The organism is Variovorax sp. Varisp41 (genome assembly GCF_047325085.1).
Taxonomy (GTDB): domain Bacteria; phylum Pseudomonadota; class Gammaproteobacteria; order Burkholderiales; family Burkholderiaceae_C; genus Variovorax.
On sequence record NZ_CP168540.1, the window covers coordinates 3,418,332 to 3,437,101 of the forward strand.

Below are 18,770 nucleotides of genomic sequence, written 5' to 3' on the forward strand. Positions count from 1 at the left end.
CGGTGGGCCGCAGCGCACGGCCCGCCGCCTTTCGTTTCTCCGACCCCAAGAACCATCAGGGACACCATGACCATCACCCGACACTCGACCCGTCGCGCGCTGCTGCGCGCCACCACCGCAACCGCCGCCGCGCTGCTCGCGCTGGCCCACGCACCGGCCCAGGCCCAGGCCCCCTATCCGAACAAGCCGATCCGCATGGTCGTGCCCTTCCAGGCCGGCGGCGCCACCGACGTGCTCGCGCGCGTGCTGGGCCAGAAGATGGCGGCCGGCCTGGGCCAGCCCATCGTCGTCGACAACAAGCCCGGCGCGGCCGGCATCATCGGCACCGACGCGGTCGCCAAGTCGGCGCCCGACGGCTACACCATCGTGCTGGGGCTGAGCAATTCGCTGATGACCAACGAATTCCTCTACGAGAAGCTGCCCTACGACACGGCGCGCGATCTCACGCTGGTCTACCAGATCGCGGCCGCGCCGCTGGTGCTGGTGGTGCATCCCAGCGTGCCCGCCAAGACCGGGCCCGAGTTGCTGAAGTACGTCGTCGTCAACAAGGGCAAGGTCGCCTATGGCTCGTACGGCATCGGCGCCTATCCGCACCTGGCCGGCGCGCACATGAGCCTTGCCACGCAATCCGACATGAGCCACGTCGCCTACAAGGGCGAGGCGCCGATGATGCAGGACCTGATCGGCGGCCAGATCCAGATGGCCTATGCCAGCGCGCTGGTCGCCAAGCCGCACATCGACTCCGGGAAGATCCGCGCCATCGGCGTGAGCGGCGAACGCCGCATGAGCACGCTGCCCAACGTGCCCACCCTGGCCGAGCAGGGCCTCAAGGACGAGGCCTACCGTGTCACCGGCTGGCTCGCCATCGCCGTGCCCGCCAAGACGCCCAAGCCCATCGTGGACCGCATCGCCGAGGAAGTGCGCAAGGCCACGCAGCAGCCCGACGTGCGCGAGCGCATCGCGGCCATGGGCTTCGAGATCAAGGACAGCTCGCCCGAACTCTTCGCCGCCGCCTGGAAGGCCGAGCGGCCGATCTGGGAGCGCCTCATCAAGCAGTCGGGCGCGAAGCTCGAGTGAACCCCTCCGTTTTCATTGAAGGACCAGCCATGAAGATTCTCGTGCCCGTCAAACGGGTCGTCGACTACAACGTGAAGGTGCGCGTCAAGAGCGACGGCACGGGCGTGGACATCGCCAACGTCAAGATGAGCATGAACCCCTTCGACGAGATCGCCGTCGAAGAGGCCGTGCGCCTGAAGGAGAAGGGCGTGGTGACCGAGGTCATCGCCGTCTCGTGCGGCGACGCCAAGTCGCAGGAAACCCTGCGCACCGCGATGGCCATCGGCGCCGATCGCGGCATCCTGGTCGAGACCTCGGAAGAGCTGCAGCCGCTGGCCGTGGCCAAGCTGCTCAAGGCGCTGGTCGACAAGGAACAGCCGCAGCTGATCATCCTCGGCAAGCAGGCCATCGACGACGATGCCAACCAGACCGGACAGATGCTGGCTGCCTTGGCGGACCTGCCGCAAGCCACCTTCGCGAGCAAGGTCGAAGTCGCCGGTGACAAGGCCAACGTCAAGCGTGAAGTCGATGGCGGCCTCGAGACCGTCTCGCTCACGCTGCCGGCCGTCATCACGACCGACCTGCGCCTCAACGAGCCGCGCTACGTCACGCTGCCCAACATCATGAAGGCCAAGAAGAAGCAGCTCGACACCTTCAAGCCCGAGGACCTGGGCGTGGACGTCAAGCCGCGGCTGAAGACGCTGAAGGTCTCGGAACCGCCGAAGCGCGGCGCCGGCATCAAGGTGCCCGATGTTGCAACGCTGGTCGACAAACTGAAGAACGAAGCGAAGGTGATCTGAACATGAGCGCACTTGTCATTGCCGAACACGACCACGCCAGCATCAAGCCGGCGACCTTGAACACCGTCACCGCGGCTCTCGCCTGCGGCGGCGAAGTGCATGTGCTCGTGGCCGGCGCCAATGCGGCAGAAGCCGCCAAGGCCGCCGCGCAGATCGCTGGCGTGACCAAGGTCATCGCGGCCGACAGCCCGAGCCTCGCCGAGAACCTGGCTGAAAACGTCGCCGCGCAAGTCCTCGCGATCGCTTCCAACTACAGCCACATCCTGTTCCCCTCGACCGCGAACGGCAAGAACGTCGCGCCGCGCGTGGCCGCCAAGCTCGACGTCGCGCAGATCAGCGACATCACCAAGGTCGACAGCCCCGACACTTTCGAGCGTCCGATCTACGCGGGCAATGCGATCGCCACCGTGCAGAGCAGCGATGCCATCAAGGTGATCACCGTTCGCACCACCGGCTTCGATGCCGCGGCCGCCACCGGTGGCAGCGCAGCGATCGAAACCGCCGAAGGCGTGGCCGACAGCGGCAAGAGCAGCTTCGTGGGCCGCGAGGTCACGAAGAGCGAACGCCCCGAACTGACGGCCGCCAAGATCATCGTCTCGGGCGGCCGCGCGCTGGGCAGCGCCGAGAAGTTCACCGAAGTGATGGCCCCGCTGGCCGACAAGCTCAACGCGGGCCTCGGCGCCAGCCGCGCCGCCGTCGACGCGGGCTACGCGCCGAACGACTGGCAAGTCGGCCAGACCGGCAAGATCGTCGCGCCGCAGCTGTACATCGCCGCGGGCATCTCGGGTGCGATCCAGCATCTGGCCGGCATGAAGGACTCCAAGGTGATCGTGGCGATCAACAAGGACGAGGAAGCGCCGATCTTCTCGGTGGCCGACTACGGCCTCGTGGCCGACCTGTTCACGGCCGTGCCCGAGCTGGTGAAGGCGCTGTAAGAGGAAGCGCCCGCATGAAGACCCGCATCACCGAGCTGCTCGGCATCCGCTACCCGATCGTGCAGGGCGGCATGCAGTGGGTGGGCCGCGCCGAACTGGCCGCGGCCGTCTCCAACGCCGGCGGCCTGGGCATCGTGACCGCGCTCACGCAGCCCACGCCCGACGACCTGCGCCGCGAGGTCGAGCGCACCCGCGCGCTCACCGACAAGCCCTTCGGCGTGAACCTCACCATCCTGCCGGCCGTGAAGCCGCCGCCCTATGCCGAGTACGTGCAGGCGATCATCGACAGCGGCGTGAAGATCGTGGAGACCGCGGGCAACAGCCCGAAGGACTTCATCGAGGCGCTCAAGCGCCACGACGTGAAGATCGTCCACAAGTGCACCTCGGTGCGCCACGCGCTGTCCGCCGAGCGCAATGGCGTCGACGCCGTGTCGGTCGACGGCTTCGAGTGCGCGGGCCATCCGGGCGAGGACGACGTGCCGGGCCTGATCCTGCTGCCGATCGCGGCGCGCAAGCTGCGCATCCCCATCATTGCCTCGGGCGGCATCGCCGACGGCCGCGGCATGGCCGCCGCGCTCGCGCTGGGCGCCGAGGGCGTGAACATGGGCACGCGCTTCTGCGTGACCCAGGAAGCGCCGATCCACCACAACATCAAGCAGGCGCTGGTGGATGCGAGCGAGCGCGACACCAAGCTGATGTTCCGCACCATGCGCAACACCGCGCGCGTGTTTCGCAACGCGATCTCCGAAGAGGTGGTGGCCACGGAGAACCGTCCGGGCGGCTGCGAGTTCGAGGAGATCCGCCCGCTGGTGGCAGGCGCGCGCGGCCGCGCGGCGCTGGAGTCGGGCGCGGTGCAGGACGGCGTGGTCTCGGCCGGCCAATGCATCGGGCTGATCGACGACATCCCGACTTGCGCGGAACTGCTGGAACGCATGGTGCGCGAGTGCCGCGAGCATCTGGACCGGGCGCGGTCCTGGATGGACTGAGTCTTTTCCTGCCCGCATCCCGGCGGCGATCACGCCGACCGGGACCTGCACGCCACGGTCTCTTCGAGGCCCGTGCGCCGTGCATTGCGGAAGCTGCATTTATTGGCGGTTGCCGCGACTTCGTGCCGAGCGGCACGGCAACCCGCCCACTTCTTCCCTAGAGTTGATGCCCCTGTCACTCGCTACCCCAACCGTGGGAGCAGAAAGGCGCAACACACCAATCCACTGAGATGTTCGAAGGCTGCTTGCCTCGCGGCAGGTCGTCGGTGCGAAAGCAGCGATGCGGATGCGAGGTATCAAAAGGCGACGGCCAGGGTGTAGTGAGCACCCTGACCGTCTAACCAAGTTCGTGCAACACCTCAAAAGGACCGCACAAAAATGGCTACCAAGACTATAGCCCGGCGTCGCACGCCGGTATCTCCCGGAGACAACGCCCAAGGCCCGGCGGATCTCCTCGAAAACACCCTCTCCCAACTCGAAGCGCTTCTGTGGGTCTGCCACGGGAAAGACATCGATTGGTGCAGCGGTGATGGACCTCGACAACTGGACAACCTGATCTGGCTTGCGGCGGAACTTGCTCGCGAGGCTGGGGAGTTGTTTCAGATGAGCGAGATGGCGCGGCATGGGCCCCCTGAGGCTGGCGGGTAGGGGCTGGTCTGTGGGCTGCGAGGTCGCGGCCCGCTTGAGGAATAGGTTCTTTGGGCGCGATGCTGGAGCCTTCGTGGTGGAGGGTGCTGTTCAGTTGAGGCGTCAGGTTCTGCTCTCGCCAAAAGTTGCTCATGCAGCGCTTGCGTGTATCGATCACCAAAGATACTGAGTTCGAAACGCTGGTGTTCAAGTTGGGCCAGCAGCTCTAACTACCCTCAAGCATCTCTCGTATGTGATTCACATGGACAAGAGACCCGGCAGGATGCTGCGCTCGTCGAGCAGAGCGCATGCGGCTGCCGAAAGGCTGAAACAGCAAGTCGGGTCATATCTCATGTAGCCCGTCTTTAGATGCGAAGCCATGGCCGTAGATTTGATTCGATTCGCATCAATCGGCTGGCAGTCAATGCCCAGCGCCAGAATTTCCCCCAAAATCGCGCATCCTCATGTATTGGGTTAGGAAGAAGATGGCGATGCACCTGACGATCGACGCACTGGACTGGAGCTTGCGACACCACCGCCGGTATGGGGACACAGACCTTTTTCCGCGTGCATTCGAGTTCGAGATCATCGAGGCGCGTTGGCTGGAGTTCCGCAAGATGCTCATCGCTCTAGATCTCACAACGTATGAATGGCAGGCAGGCCGCTCGATGCTGTTCATGAAGGACCAGGTTTCCTTCCGCCGCGCCACCCAATTCGATCCAGTGGACTCGATTTTGTTTGGTGCGCTGATCTGGACCGTCGCTCCAGAGATTGAAGCGCGGCGTCCAGCCCGAGCGATAAACGCCGTATTCAGCTATAGGTTCGAAGCCTCATCCTCGGGACAGCTTTTTGCTCCCGGCAAGGCTAAACAAGCTTTCTGGACTCACACTGCGGATGCTTGCAAAGACGATAGGGTATGGCTGCTAACGACAGACATTGCCGATTTCTACAACCAGATTCGTCATTCCTCCATCAAGAGCGAACTCGACACCGCAGTATCCGAAGAGAAATCCGTCGCACTGATGAATGCGCTTCGCGCGGTGCAGGGAAATAATGAAATTGGAGTTCCGGTCGGTCCTCATTCAGCTCATCTGTTGGCGGAATTGGTTCTTGCGCCTTTCGACGAATACATGCTTGATCGTACCCCTCGATTTCTGCGCTTCGTCGACGACATTCATGTTGCTTGCGAATCCGAGCATGAAGCTCGGGAGGTGCTGTATGAAATCGCAGACTACATGCATCGTCACTTGCAACTCTCCCTCTCGCGACACAAGACTCAGGTTCTGAACGGGCAGCAGATACGTGCCTATGCGCGCACGGCACTAGGTACCGCGGAGGGTGCTTCCGATGACGATCGCCGAAGGAAATTCGCGGAGATAGTCGAGGAGCACACGTCAGCAGGAGACGATGAGGACATTGATATCTCGGTCCTTGATGAGGAGTCGCAGGAATCGCTGAGTGCTGAAAACGTCACTGTTGTCCTCGATGAACTCCTAGATGGAGACGCACAAATCAAGCTGCGTAAATACCTGCGGGGGCTGACGCACTTACGTGCGCCTGGCGGTGTGGACTGGGTGATAGAGAATTTGCCTGCCATGCTACCGACGCTACCTCAAGCGATCGAATACCTCCACAGCGCATTGCCTCGCTACCAAGGCGAACGATCGTATGTGCTGAGCGTCTTGATTGAATCGCTGAAGCTACCGATCGTAGAAAAGTCTGAACATATGCAGACTCTCCTCCTTGCAATGTGCGTTCAGTTCTCCAAGGATGCCGATTTCAAGACGGTGCAGTCGTTTTGGGGAAAAGTGCTACCCGCAGCCCAGCGAGAGATCATATTGCTGGCCGGCAAGCTTGGTCGGCGTGCCTGGATCAAGGCATCTGGGGAGAAGGCCAATACCGCCGATCCATGGCTGTTGCGTGCGCTTGTCGAAGCCGCGAAGTGCCTAACCGATGATGATCGCCGTACTTTCAAGGCTTGGGCGAAGAAAATATTAAGCCCCACATGGTTGCTAACCGATCCTGCGTCCTGGACGAAGAGCGGATCCAATGAAGCCCTTCTCGCGCCAGAAGTTCTTCGCGCCGCTGTGAAGTTGGACGTGACGCTGACGTTCTCTGAAAGCACCCTACCGAATTCGCTGCTTGATTTCTACGGTGGCACCGTCAAATCTACCAGCCCCAAGACTGTCACGCTAAGCGGCATCGACTTGCCTCGTCTGCTGAACGACGCAAGGGGAGGGAAACTGGATGGCAATGGACGGGCATCAGATGTTGTTCAGATCGTACTTTCCGACGATCAATGCCTTTTTGAAAAACTGCCAGATGTCACTGTTGCGTCCCAAGCCGAGTCAGACGCCAGTGACAAGAAGCTGAAAAAAATCCTGAAAAGCACCGACATCCTGATCGTGACCAGCGCAGAGATCGAAAAACGCGCGGTACTTGCTCGACTCGTCCCGCTTGAAAGCGAAGAGAAAATTCTTGTTGGCAGCCACAACAATGTCACCTTCCGCTGCGGTCAGTTCGGCCGGTACTCGGCAGCTCACGTGCATACAACGCAAGGCCCTGACGGCCGACGTGGAGCGACGCTAACAGCTGCACAAGCTATCACTGGAACGAAGTTCAAGGCGTGCCTTGTCATCGGCATCGCGTTTGGCTTCGATCGGAAGACCCAACGGCTCGGGGACGTCTTGATCGCAGAGCAGGTGCAACCCTACGAACACGCGAAAGTGGAGGGGAAAGCTGAGGTCCAAGTGAGCCGAGGCGCATCCATGCAGTGCGGAGCGATACTCTCGGAGAGGTTTCACAGCCGAATGGGTGATTGGGAAAAGTACCGAGCGATCACTCGCGTCAAGCTGCACCAGGGGACGGTACTTGCCGGCGCAAAACTTGTGAATAGCAAGCCGTTTCGTGATCGTCTCCTCAAGCAGTTCAAAGATCTCAAGCCCGTCGGCGGGGAGATGGAAGGGCACGCAACATACGCCGCCGCCCAGCTCGGAAAAGTTGAAATCATCCTCGTCAAAGGCATTTGTGATTGGGCCGACGGAGATAAGGATGACAGCGCCCAGCTCTTTGCGATGGAGATGGCCGTCGATGCTTGCCAACACCTCTTATCGAAGCCAGACATCTTGTCGATGCTGAAGGCGAAGGATCTAGGGCTTCCAAAACTCAAGTCGAAGGATTTACCAGACGTTTCTGCCGTCCTCGCCGACCCCATGCCACTGACAAGTGAGTCTATTGATTTCGATGACGGCGACGGAAGCACGTCTTGGGACGATCTGCTTTGATGTGAGAGTGCACAGCCGAATGCCGGAGATCACACCAACGAGTTTGACGTGCAGTCTGCCACCTCTTGGCTTGTCATGCCTCTGCCACTGCCTTCATGACGCACGAGCGATATGCATGTTCGCGGGGATAGTTGCCTGTCTCATTTTTTGTCGGGTGCTTACTCATCCTCAGAATCGACGATCTCCGGGAGGGCCCAAAGCTCACGCGGCACTATTGCCTTAACCAGCCCCAGCTTCTGGTCTCGCAGATAGTTAAAGAAGTGATCCTCTAGCTTCCCTTGTTCGTCCTTTTTCAACTTATGACACAAGAACAGGCTAGCGTAGATCGCGCGAGCCGCCAACAATCTGGCCACTTCGGCGCTTTCACGAGGGACGTTTGAGGCCCCGTTGTGAACGATGGCCGACCTGAGGTCGTAGGCGTCGCGGATTCTCTGATGGGCTTTGAGTCGTTGCGCCGGTGGGAAGCACAGCATGGCACCCAGGTCGGCCAGCGTCACCTTGATCGGATTATTTTTGTCCCGCGAGAAGATGGCCTCCATCGAGATTACATAGAACAGAAAGCTCGACATCCTATCGTCGGCATTCAACGCCATAGAAAAAAACTTGATTGCATTCCTTATCCGTCCATACATCGTCTGGGTCGAGGTAGACAGCCCCGACAAGAAGTCATTGAAGCCGTGGCGTCCAATGGCCTGAAACAGGGCCTTGTCTAGCGGAAGGTCGACAAGCGACGGCGCCCTGGTTGGAAATCTCCTGAGCTCACCGGTGGTCTTGTTAAGCAAGAAAAAATGGTTGACTGATGTGCTTGGAACGAAGCCGGAGCGCGCATCCCCAAAGAGAACCCCGAACAGTTCAACGAGACGTCGAAAGTGGGTGAACTCAAAATCTGCATTCCAGCGCAGTTGATCCTCTGCCCCATGAACATCGAACGTCACCACCATGTCGCGGGAGAACGCCTTGTTCGAGGTCCTCATGGCGTGCTGGAAATCCCACTCGTCGAGCTTGGGAAACCCGTGTTTTGTAGTGATCACGTTGAGCGCCTTAGTTGTTGGCGCCGAGGGTGAGATGGTGAACTTCCCAATGGCCTTGCGCCTAACCACAGACTTTCGAAGTTTTGAGATTCCGAAGGTTATCGTTGGCTTAAAGCTCAGCGGAAAGATCGCGAGGTAATCGCGCTGGCTCGCCGTCGCGACGATAAGCTTCTCTAGCTTTTCGGCAAAATCAACCGCCTTTAAGGGTTGGTTGTTGTCGAGCACGGAATACATGAGTTGAACCACGTAGAGCCAGTCCAAATGCCGAGCGACGTACTTCGATTTGCTCAGCGCCTTGCCAAGCGCTTCGTCCTCCTCCCAGTTGCCCGGCCGTTCAGTGGAACCATCGTACCCAGTTGCCTTGACCTCCTTGTAGTAAGCCTCAAGAGGCGCACGAACTGCGCGGGCAACGCTATCCTTGTCGATCGTTATATCTTTTGGCATTTTGATGGGTTCTTGGTTGTTGGGCGTTGCGATGAGCATTTGCCTACGCTCAGATAGAGTCTATAGAAGCTAAGAATCACAGAGTTCGAAGCTCAATGGATACTTCAGCCAGGCTCTCTTTTAAAGGTGAAATTTTGTGATTTCCTCCTCGATCGAGAAATTCGATCTATACGGGCTACCAAGCGTCCTTTTTAACACCGCATCTTGATCTAGACCGGCCAACTATCTTGCAAGAAGCATAGATTGGCACACGGCTGCTGCGAAGACGGTCCTGCAAGGCTTACGCAACGAATGCGCAAGTGACTGCCGTATGGCAGAAAATCGTGATAGTCGAGGCGCCGCTTTGCGTCCCAAACTGTCACTTGGAATGCGTCAGAGCAGTCATTCATTCGGATGCACTGCGAGGTCAACCTTTATGACAATCGGACGGCTTCCAGATGTTGGTCCGCGACACGTACTTCTCATATCCCGGCCCTTCATGAACGCCAATGACTCCATGGCCGAAGCACTCGACCAAGGCGACAAGAATTTCGGTGTCGCCGTACGGATAGCCATGTGGATTGAACTGCAATACGTTCTGTGTTGCCTTCGGTCGGATTGCAATCAGGTCATAGTCTCTATACCTAAGTGCATCAAGCTTGGATGCGAAGTCCCATTGTGGGACCGGCATCTCAGGGGGAGAGTTGCTCCGGAAGCGAAGTGGAGACCAACAACTCGATAGAAGGCCATCACGGAATCGACGTAAGTCTGAGCGAGCGCCGATTGAACGGCGCAGAACCGTTCTCCTTGATGCGGCGGTGAGGCGGATCGAGCGCTGCCGGATTGAACGCAGCCATAGCAAAGTCGACCACAGCCGATACCAGCCCTTCGGACTTCTGATTGTCCAGTGCCCGCCGCCTCACGAAGCTCAGCGGTACGCCCCGCATGCCCGTCTGCAATCTGCCGCAGCACCCACCATGCACAGGGCACCGGGTGCTTCCCGCAGCGAAATCAAGGAGGAGGCCGAAGGCCGAGGGACATTCGCGGAGGGAAGCACCCGGTGTCCTGTGCACGCCCCCGGACGCCCCCAGGCCCCCGCCCATAGCCGCCAAAAAGCAGAAAACCTCCCCTTCCAGCGCCCCCAAAGCACAAACAACAGCTAAAGGAAACCCCCGATATATCAGTGGACATTGACGCCCCAGAATCGACGCCAGCTCCCCTGTCGAGGTGTACGGATCGCGTCCCGGCGACCGCCCGGTGACATGGCGCCTGCCCCAGCTGCCCGTTTTCTCCGATGACCACTCCTCCTGAGTCCGGCCCCACGCTGGACGCCGCCAGCCCCCTCCCCCCCGACATCGAAGCTGCCGACGAGCCCACCAAGGTGCCCCTGGGCATCGAGGACTGGCTCACCGTGCTCATCATGGGCGCGCTCGCGCTCATCACCTTCGCCAACGTCCTGGTGCGCTACTTCACCGACTCCTCCTTCGCCTGGACCGAGGAGTTCTCCGTGTTCCTGATGATCATGCTGGCGCTGGTCGCCGGCTCGGCCGCGGGCGCGCGCGACCGCCACATCCGCATCGAGTACTTCGCCGAGAGCGGCTCGATGGCCCGGCGCCGCCGGCTGGCCCAGTTCGGCGCGCTGATGATCGCCGCGCTGTTCGGCCTGATCGCCGCGCTCAGCGTGCGCATGGTCTGGGACGACTACCGCTTCGAGGAGACCTCGCCGGGCATCGGCGTGCCGGCCTGGTGGTATTCGATCTGGCTGCCGATCGTGTCGCTGGCCATCGCGCTGCGCGCCATCGGGCTGTTCGTGCGGCGCGGCCGCAAGCACAAGAACAACGACCAGCAGGACGCCGCCGAATGATCGCCACGCTCCTGTTCGTCGCCTTCCTGCTGATGATGCTGGTGGGCGTGCCCATCGGCGCGGCGCTCGGCCTGGCCGGCGCGGCCTGCATCGCGCTCGCCAACACCGACGCCCAGTGGTTCGGCCTGCTCGCCGTGCCACAGAACTTCTATGCCGGCCTGGGCAAGTACCCGCTGCTCGCCATTCCGATGTTCGTGCTGGTGGGCTCGATCTTCGACCGCTCGGGCGTGGCGCTGCGCCTCGTGAACTTCGCCATCGCCATCGTGGGCCGCGGCTCCGGCATGCTGCCGCTGGTGGCGATCGCGGTCGCGATGTTCCTCGGCGGCATCTCGGGCTCGGGCCCGGCCAATGCCGCCGCGGTGGGCGCGGTGATGATCGCCGCGATGTCGCGCGCCGGTTATCCGGCCGCCTACTCGGCCAGCGTGGTCGGCGCCGCCGCGGCCACCGACATCCTGATCCCGCCATCGGTGGCCTTCATCGTCTATTCGGTGCTGGTGCCCGGCGCCTCGGTGCCCGCGCTGTTCGCCGCCGGCATGGTGCCCGGCGTGCTGGCCGGCCTGGCGCTGATGATTCCGGCCGTGTGGCTGGCGCGCAAGCACAAGATGGGCGCGCTCGAATCCACCCTGCCGCGCCCGCCGTTCTGGAAGAGCTTCCGCGAAGCCACCTGGGGCCTGGCGGCGCCGGTGCTGATCCTCGGCGGCATGCGCGCGGGCTGGTTCACGCCCACCGAGGCCGCCGTGGTCGCCGTGTTCTATGGCCTCTTCGTCGGCATGTGCATCCACCGCACCATCAAGGTCCGCGACCTGTTCGTCATCCTGCGCGAATCGGGCGAGCTGTCGGCGGTGATCCTGCTGGTGGTCTCGCTCGCGGGCATCTTCGCCTACTCGCTGTCGACGCTCGGCGTGATCGATCCGGTGACGCGCGCCATCGTCAATTCGGGCCTCGGCGAATACGGCGTGCTCGCGCTGCTGATCCTGCTGCTCATCACCGTCGGCATGTTCCTCGACGGTGTCTCGATCTTCCTGATCTTCGTGCCGCTGCTGCTGCCGATCGTTCAGTACTACAAGTGGGACCCGGTCTGGTTCGGCGTGATCCTCACGCTCAAGGTCGCGCTCGGCCAGTTCACGCCGCCGCTGGCCGTCAACCTGATGGTGTCGTGCCGCATCGCCAAGGTGCGCATGGAGGAGACCGTGCGCTGGGTCGGCTGGATGCTGTTCTCGATGTTCGTGGTGATGGTGCTGGTGATCGCCTTCCCCGAACTCGCGCTGTGGCTGCCGCGCAAGCTCGGCTACTGACGCACGTGCTCGCGGCCGCCCGACTTTTTTCAACGAGGAGATAGATCAGATGAAATTCCGCCGCACCCTGCTCGGCCTCGCCGCCGTCGCGACCGCCCTGGGCATGTTCTCGTCGGGCGCCATGGCGCAGGCCACCTACAAGACCGAGTACAAGATGTCGCTGGTGCTGGGCCCGCCCACGCCCTGGGGCCAGGCCGGGAAGATCTGGGCCGACCTCGTGAAGGAACGCACCCAGGGCCGCATCAACATCAAGCTGTACCCGGGCGTGTCGCTCATTCAAGGCGACCAGACGCGCGAGTTCAGCGCGCTGCGCCAGGGCGTGATCGACATGGCCGTGGGCTCGACCATCAACTGGTCGCCGCAGGTCAAGCAGCTCAACCTGTTCTCGATGCCCTTCCTGATGCCCGACTACGCGGCCATCGACGCCCTCACGCAGGGCGAGGTCGGCCAGGAGATCTTCAAGACCCTCGACAAGGCCGGCGTGGTGCCGCTGGCCTGGGGCGAGAACGGCTTCCGCGAGATCACCAACTCGAAGCGGCCGATCAAGTCGCCGGCCGACGTCAAGGGCATGAAGATCCGCGTCGTCGGCTCGCCGATCTACTCCGACATGTTCACCGCGCTGGGCGCCAATCCCACGCAGATGAGCTGGGCCGATGCGCAGCCCGCGCTCGCGAGTGGCGCCGTCGACGGCCAGGAGAACCCGCTGTTCCTGTTCACCGTGCTCAAGATGCACACCGTGGGCCAGAAGTTCGTGACCACCTGGGGTTATGTGGCCGACCCGCTGGTGTTCGTGGTCAACAAGGAGATCTGGGCCTCGTGGACGCCGGCCGACCAGGCCATCGTGCGCCAGGCCGCGATCGACGCCGGCAAGGAAGAAATCGTCATCGCGCGCAAGGGCCTGGTGGAAGCCGACAAGCCCGTGCTCAAGGACATCGCGGGCATGGGCGTGACCGTCACCAGCCTCACGCCAGAGGAGCGCGAGGCCTTCGTGAAGGCCACGCGCCCGGTGTACGAGAAGTGGAAGCCGACGGTGGGTGCCGACCTCGTGGCGCGCGCCGAGAAGGCGATCGCGGCGCGCAAGAAGTAAGAGCCAAGCGCCGCGCGGGCCAGCGCGCCTCAGTTGCGATAGCGGCTGGGGTTCGCGCCCGCCACCTTCTTCATCAGGCGCCGCAACGCGGTGGCGTCCTGATACCCGACGGCGCCGGCCACCTGGTCGACCGTCATGCGGCTGGACTCGAGCAGCGCCCGCGCGCGCCGCAGCCGCACGCCCTGCAACAGCGCCTGCGTGCTCTTGCCGGTGGCCTTCATCACGTGGCGCGCGAGCGTGCGCTCCGACATGCAGAACTCGCGCGCCAGCTCGCTCACCGAGGGCGGCGCGGGCAACGCCGCTTCCACGCGTGCCGCGAGCCGCGCCACCAGATTGTTGCCATTGGCCAGCAGCTCGGGAACGATGAACGGCGCCTGCGCCTGGCGTCCGTCGATCAGCAACAGCCGCGACACCAGATCGGTGAGCGCGCTGCCGCAGCGTTCGCGCAGCAGGTGCAGCATCAGGTCGGTCTGCGCGAAGGCCGCGCCGGCCGTGACCACCGGGCCGTCGGCGCAGACCATGCGGTCGACGTCGACCGTGCAATCGGGTGCCATGCGCTTGAGCAGCGCGGCATACCACCACGAGGTGGTCGCGCGGCGGCCCTGCAACAGGCCCGCCGCATTGAGCAGGAACACCGCCGAGCACGAGGCCGCGACCTGGCCGCCGGCGCGCGCATGGCGCGCGAGCCCGTCGATGGCGCGTGCGGCGTCCTCGCTCTCGAGGCAGCGGCGGATCTGCTCGGGCGTGTCGAGGCCGAGCCCCGGCACCACCCAGGTCGAGCGGTCGTCGCGCGCGCGAGTCGGCAGGCGCACGGTGTCGATGTGCATGCCCGAGCGCAGCGCCACCATGCCGCCGGCCGGCGAGCACAGCCGCCAGCGCGGCGGCGCCACGCCGGCGCGCGCGGCCACCGAGCGCGCGGCGCCGAGGATGTCGGCCGTGGCGGCGACGCTGGAGGCGAAGGCGCCGGGCAGCACCAGGATCGTGAAGTCGTGCATGGGGGAGGTGTTGTCCGATTTGGCCCTGAAACAGTCAAACAGGACACTGCCATTCTGAACGGCCGGTGGGCCCAATACAAGCTTCATCCACCCCGCTGCCCACGCCATGTCCCACGCACCCGCAACCCGCCCGCTCGACCGCGACGACCCGCTCGACGACTTCTCCTCACGCGAGATCGAACTCGACGGCGTCGCCAAGAAGGTCTACCTCATGGGCCACGGCCCGGCCGTGATCGTGATGACCGAGATGCCCGGCATCAGCCCCCAGGTGGCGCGCTTCGCGCGCTGGGTGCGCGACGCGGGCTTCACCGTCTACATGCCCTCGCTGTTCGGCCGCGACGGGGCCGTGCCGCAGGCCGAGGAAGGCGCGGCGGTGTTCAAGCGCGCCTGCGTGAGCGCCGAGTTCCGCGCCTTCGCGTCGAATGCCTCGAGCCCTGTCACGCAATGGCTGCGCGCGCTCGCGCGGCTCGCGCACGCGGAATGCGGCGGCCCCGGCGTGGGCGCGATCGGCATGTGCTTCACCGGCAACTTCGCGCTGTCGATGATGCTCGAGCGCGCCGTGCTCGCGCCCGTGGTGTGCCAGCCCTCGCTGCCGCTCGACGACCCGGCCGGCACCAACGTGGCGGCCGACGAGCTGGCCGCCGTGCGCGAGCGGCTGGAACGCGAGGACCTGACGGTGATGGCCTATCGCTTCGACGGCGACAGGTTCTGCAAGGCCGAGCGCTTCGCCGCCTTCTCGCAGGCGCTCGGCGACCGCTTCGTGGCGCGCGTGCTGCCCGACAGCGCGGCCAACCCCGATACGCCGCCCTTCTTCGCGCGGGTGGTCGCGAGCCCGCACAGCGTGGTCACCGCGCACCTGATCGACGAGGCCGGGCAGCCGACCATCGAGGCGCGCGACGAGATCCTGGCCTTCTTCGCCAGGCGGCTCCTGGGCTGAAGCTCTGGCAGACTGGCTGCCCGCAGGCGCGCGCTCCGTCGTGCCTGCATGGAGCCCGCATGCCGACGAACACGCCCCCGCTTTCCGACGACACCACCGTCCACACGCTGATCATCGACACCGACCCCGGTGCCGACGACGTGATCGCGCTGCTGCTCGCCATGGCCTCGCCCGAGCGCCTGAAGATCCAGGCACTGACCACAGTGGCCGGCAACGTGCCGCTCGCCAAGACCTCGCGCAACGCGCGGCTGGCGCGCGAGTGGGGGCAGCGGCCCGACATTCCGGTCCACGACGGCGCGCAGCGTCCCCTGCTGCGCACGCCGATCTACGCGGCCGACATCCACGGCAACGAGGGCATCACCGGCGTGCAGGTGCACGAGCCCGCGCAGCCGCTGGCCGAGGGGCATGCGGTCGACTACCTGATCGACACCCTGCGCGCCGCGCCCGCGCAGAGCGTGACGCTCGCGATGCTCGGCCCGCAGACCAACCTCGCGCTGGCGCTCGCGCAGGCGCCCGACATCGTGCGCGGCCTGCGCGAGCTGGTGCTCATGGCCGGCGCGCACTTCAACGGGGGCAACATCACGCCGACGGCCGAGTTCAACGTCTTCGCCGATCCGCATGCGGCCGAGATCGTGCTCGGAAGCGGCGTGCCGATCACCATGCTGCCGCTGGACCTCACGCACAAGGTGCTGGCCACACCCGAGCGCATCGCGCGGCTGCGCGGCCTCGGCAACGAGGCGGGCCGGATCGTGGCCGACATCCTCGATGCCTATGTGCGGCACGACATGCAGTACTACGGCCTGCCCGGCGGGCCGGTGCACGACGCCACCGTGATCGGCTACCTGCTGCAGCCCTCGCTGTTCAGCGGCCGATGGGTCAACGTGGCGATCGACAGCCGCGAAGGGCTGGGCTTCGGGCAGACGGTGGTGGACTGGTATGGGGGGCTGAAGAAGCCGGTGAACGTGCGCTGGATCGCGGACGGGGATGCGCAGGGGTTCTTCGACTTGCTGACGCAGGGGATATCGCGCTTGCGTTGAGAGGGCCGGGTCAGCGCTCGAACGCGCGGCTCAGACCGCGGCCCTGGCCTTCAGCCACAGGCCGAATTCCATCATCACGCTGACGACGGGCTTCAGCCGTTCCCCGTCGGGCGTGAGCTGATACACGACCTTGACCGGCACCGTTGCATGAACGGTTCGCTGCACGAGCCCAGCCTCTTCGAGCGCGCGCAGGTCCAGGGTCAGCGAGCGCTGGGAGATGCCGGGCACGTCGCGGCGCAACTCGTTGAATCGCTTGGGTCCGTCGACGAGATAGGACACCAGCAGCAGCCGCCAGCGGCCGCCCAGGAGGCGCATGGCTTCCTCGACGGAACAACCCGAGACGTTCGATTTCATAGCACGCGATGGAGAAGAGGGCCGCAGGTATATTTTTTTAACCTAGAGGCAGTTTATGTGCCTTCTTCCAAATCCCCGCCCGGTTCCTAACATGGCCCGAGGTGCTCTCCAGCGCCGTACCTCCCGCCCATCGAAGAACCCATGAAGCTCTACTACATCCCCGGCGCCTGCTCGCTCTCGCCCCACATCGTGCTCAACGAACTGGGCCTCGACTTCGACCTCGTCAAGGTCGACCACAAGACGCACAGGACGCAGGACGGCCGCGACTTCCGCGAACTCAGCCCCTTCGGCTATGTCCCGCTGCTCGAGCTCGACGACGGCACGATGCTGCGCGAAGGCCCCGCCATCGTCCAGTACCTGGCCGACCTGAAGCCGGCATCGCGCCTGGCGCCGGAGAACGGCACCCTGGAGCGTTATCGCCTGCAGGAATGGCTGAGCTTCCTGACCTCGGAAATCCACAAGGGCTTCATTCCCCTGCTCTATGCCGTGCTCGCCGGAAAGTACGGCGTCGAGACCGCGAAGCCCAAGCTCGAGCAGCGCTATGCCTGGATCGACGCGCAGCTTGCCGGCCGCGACTACCTGATGGGCGATGGCTTCACGGCCGCCGACGCGTACCTCTATGCGTTGACCCAATGGGGCCAGGCCGCGTGGCTTGCGTCCGTCTACAGGGCCGACATCCATTTCGATGGGCTGGACAACCTGCGGGCCTGGTATCAACGCGTGCGGGCACGGCCCGCGGTCCGCAAGGCGCTCGATACCGAAGGGCTCAGGTAGGACGGCGCCATCGTGGCGTCGTCACGCACCGGTCAACGCCCCTTGGCACACACGTTCTTGAACACGATCCCGCTCACCGTCGTCGGCCCACCCACCGCCTTCCACTCGCTGCGCCGGCTCAGGTCGATGTCGTGCGCCTCCAGCGGCCCGTTGTGGCTCACGACGCGGCGCATCTTCTCGCGGGCGCCCTTGCAGTCGTAGTCGTAGAGGTAGCGCGAAGTGCGGTACGGGGTCTTGCCGACATCGGTCTGCAGTTCGTCGTAGCGGTAGAGCGTCCAGGCCTCGACGGCGTCGCCGTGCGGACGGATCGAATCGCGCTGCAGCAGCACCTTCTTGCGCGCGGTGGACGCGATCTCGGTCCAGTCCTCGGCGGCTTGCGCCGGCATCAGCGTCATCAGCGCGAGCGCCGTGCAAACCGCCGCCGCGCAATACCTGGATGGATGGAAGCCCATTCTTTTCACCTCCGTGCCAATACGACAGCGGAAGATGGTCGCACGAAACCCGCGATGCGAAGACCGCGACCGCTCCCGTCGCTTGGCGCCGCCTTTCGCGCACTTCATCGCATTCGCCTGGCCGCCGCGCCCTCCCGCGGCAACCATGCGCGCTCCACCGACCCCGCCATGGAGACCTCGATGCGCGCCACTGCCCTCCTCTCTCGCCACGCCCTGCTGCTCGCCTCGGGCCTGTTGCTGTCCTGCCAGTTGCTGGCCGCCGAGGCCGGCTGGCGGCAGGTCCGCATTCCGGGCGCCACGCCCGATGCCGCACCGACCGTGGTCGCGCTCTACTACCCGACGCAGGCCGCGCCCCGCACGACGGCCATGGGGCCGTTCACCGTGCGCGCCGCGATCCAGGCACCGCCCGACGAGAAGTTCAAGGGCTTGATCCTGCTGAGCCACGGCCTCGCCGGCACCGAGCTGGGACACAACAGCCTGGCCGAGGCGCTCGCGCGCGCGGGCTACCTGGTGGCGGCACTGCGCCATCCGGGCGACAACTGGCAGGACGGCTCGCTGCTGAAGCAGGGCGGGGCCGCCTACTTCGGCGAACGGCCGCGGCAGGCTTCGCACGTGATCGACGCCCTGCTGCAGGACCCGCAGTGGAAGGACCGGATCGCGCGCGACGACCGGGGCCCGCGCATCGGCGCCGTGGGCCACTCGGCCGGCGGCTACACGGTGCTCGCGCTCGCGGGCGCGCAGGCCGACCTGTCGCGCATCGCCGCGCATTGCGCGAGCGAGCGCGCCGCCGCTCCGATCTTCTGCGGCGTGGGCCGCGATGGCGGGACGGCCGC

15 protein-coding genes are annotated in these 18,770 nt (G+C 64.3%); 11 read left to right on the forward strand and 4 right to left on the reverse strand.

Annotated features, from left to right (window positions below; all coding sequences use genetic code 11):
- Window positions 1–66 precede the first annotated feature (66 nt).
- The 5 genes from ACEN9J_RS15865 to ACEN9J_RS15885 all read left to right on the forward strand — a co-directional run bounded on the left by ACEN9J_RS15865 (window position 67) and on the right by ACEN9J_RS15885 (window position 7,688).
- Window positions 67–1,077: a Bug family tripartite tricarboxylate transporter substrate binding protein gene (locus tag ACEN9J_RS15865; RefSeq protein WP_413761484.1), complete on the forward strand. Its 1,011-nt coding sequence runs from the start codon at window positions 67–69 to the stop codon at window positions 1,075–1,077.
- Window positions 1,078–1,106: 29 nt separating this feature from the next.
- The gene (locus ACEN9J_RS15870) at window positions 1,107–1,856 is read left to right on the forward strand and encodes an electron transfer flavoprotein subunit beta/FixA family protein (protein ID WP_413761485.1); all 750 of its coding nucleotides are present in this window, start codon (window positions 1,107–1,109) and stop codon (window positions 1,854–1,856) included.
- 2 nt (window positions 1,857–1,858) lie between these two features.
- Window positions 1,859–2,791 carry an electron transfer flavoprotein subunit alpha/FixB family protein gene (locus ACEN9J_RS15875; protein ID WP_413761486.1) on the forward strand — a complete coding sequence of 311 codons (933 nt, stop codon included), beginning with the start codon at window positions 1,859–1,861 and terminating at the stop codon, window positions 2,789–2,791.
- 14 nt (window positions 2,792–2,805) lie between these two features.
- Complete coding sequence (locus ACEN9J_RS15880; protein WP_413761487.1) at window positions 2,806–3,777, forward strand: NAD(P)H-dependent flavin oxidoreductase; 972 nt, start codon at window positions 2,806–2,808, stop codon at window positions 3,775–3,777.
- Between the two features lie 1,118 nt (window positions 3,778–4,895).
- Complete coding sequence (locus ACEN9J_RS15885) at window positions 4,896–7,688, forward strand: reverse transcriptase domain-containing protein (protein WP_413761488.1); 2,793 nt, start codon at window positions 4,896–4,898, stop codon at window positions 7,686–7,688.
- A 158-nt stretch (window positions 7,689–7,846) separates the two neighbouring features.
- On the opposite strand, the gene ACEN9J_RS15890 is transcribed toward ACEN9J_RS15885, so the two are convergent.
- On the reverse strand, window positions 7,847–9,202 hold the full coding sequence (locus tag ACEN9J_RS15890) for a hypothetical protein (RefSeq protein ID WP_413761489.1): 1,356 nt from the start codon (window positions 9,200–9,202) through the stop codon (window positions 7,847–7,849).
- Between the two features lie 1,234 nt (window positions 9,203–10,436).
- Between ACEN9J_RS15890 and ACEN9J_RS15895 the strand changes: the two genes are divergently transcribed.
- Genes ACEN9J_RS15895 through ACEN9J_RS15905 form a run of 3 tightly spaced genes read left to right on the forward strand, consistent with a single transcriptional unit; the run spans window position 10,437 to window position 13,388 of the window.
- Window positions 10,437–11,006: a TRAP transporter small permease gene (locus ACEN9J_RS15895; protein ID WP_413761490.1), complete on the forward strand. Its 570-nt coding sequence runs from the start codon at window positions 10,437–10,439 to the stop codon at window positions 11,004–11,006.
- Window positions 11,003–12,301, forward strand: a complete 1,299-nt coding sequence (locus tag ACEN9J_RS15900; protein WP_057590991.1) for a TRAP transporter large permease — start codon at window positions 11,003–11,005, stop codon at window positions 12,299–12,301. The genes ACEN9J_RS15895 and ACEN9J_RS15900 overlap by 4 nt, the downstream gene beginning before the upstream one ends.
- Window positions 12,302–12,350: 49 nt before the next feature.
- A complete protein-coding gene (locus tag ACEN9J_RS15905; protein ID WP_413761491.1) occupies window positions 12,351–13,388 on the forward strand; it encodes a DctP family TRAP transporter solute-binding subunit in 1,038 nt (345 codons plus the stop codon).
- A 29-nt stretch (window positions 13,389–13,417) separates the two neighbouring features.
- Here ACEN9J_RS15905 and ACEN9J_RS15910 read toward each other — a convergent pair whose 3' ends face one another.
- A complete protein-coding gene (locus tag ACEN9J_RS15910; protein ID WP_413761492.1) occupies window positions 13,418–14,383 on the reverse strand; it encodes a GlxA family transcriptional regulator in 966 nt (321 codons plus the stop codon).
- A gap of 106 nt (window positions 14,384–14,489) precedes the next feature.
- Here ACEN9J_RS15910 and ACEN9J_RS15915 point away from each other — a divergent pair, with 106 nt between their 5' ends.
- Both ACEN9J_RS15915 and ACEN9J_RS15920 read left to right on the forward strand, forming a co-directional pair.
- Window positions 14,490–15,320, forward strand: coding sequence for a dienelactone hydrolase family protein (locus ACEN9J_RS15915; RefSeq protein ID WP_413761493.1), 831 nt, complete (start codon window positions 14,490–14,492; stop codon window positions 15,318–15,320).
- 59 nt (window positions 15,321–15,379) lie between these two features.
- Entirely contained in the window at window positions 15,380–16,357 is a 978-nt protein-coding gene (locus tag ACEN9J_RS15920; protein WP_413761494.1) for a nucleoside hydrolase, read from the forward strand.
- Between the two features lie 30 nt (window positions 16,358–16,387).
- Here ACEN9J_RS15920 and ACEN9J_RS15925 read toward each other — a convergent pair whose 3' ends face one another.
- Window positions 16,388–16,711 (reverse strand): winged helix-turn-helix transcriptional regulator, encoded by a 324-nt coding sequence (locus ACEN9J_RS15925; RefSeq protein ID WP_057590986.1) that lies wholly within the window; start codon window positions 16,709–16,711, stop codon window positions 16,388–16,390.
- 141 nt (window positions 16,712–16,852) lie between these two features.
- Between ACEN9J_RS15925 and gstA the strand changes: the two genes are divergently transcribed.
- The gene (gene gstA / locus ACEN9J_RS15930) at window positions 16,853–17,485 is read left to right on the forward strand and encodes a glutathione transferase GstA (RefSeq protein WP_413761495.1); all 633 of its coding nucleotides are present in this window, start codon (window positions 16,853–16,855) and stop codon (window positions 17,483–17,485) included.
- A gap of 32 nt (window positions 17,486–17,517) precedes the next feature.
- On the opposite strand, the gene ACEN9J_RS15935 is transcribed toward gstA, so the two are convergent.
- The gene (locus ACEN9J_RS15935) at window positions 17,518–18,705 is read right to left on the reverse strand and encodes a surface-adhesin E family protein (protein ID WP_413761496.1); all 1,188 of its coding nucleotides are present in this window, start codon (window positions 18,703–18,705) and stop codon (window positions 17,518–17,520) included.
- Window positions 18,706–18,770: the final 65 nt, after the last annotated feature.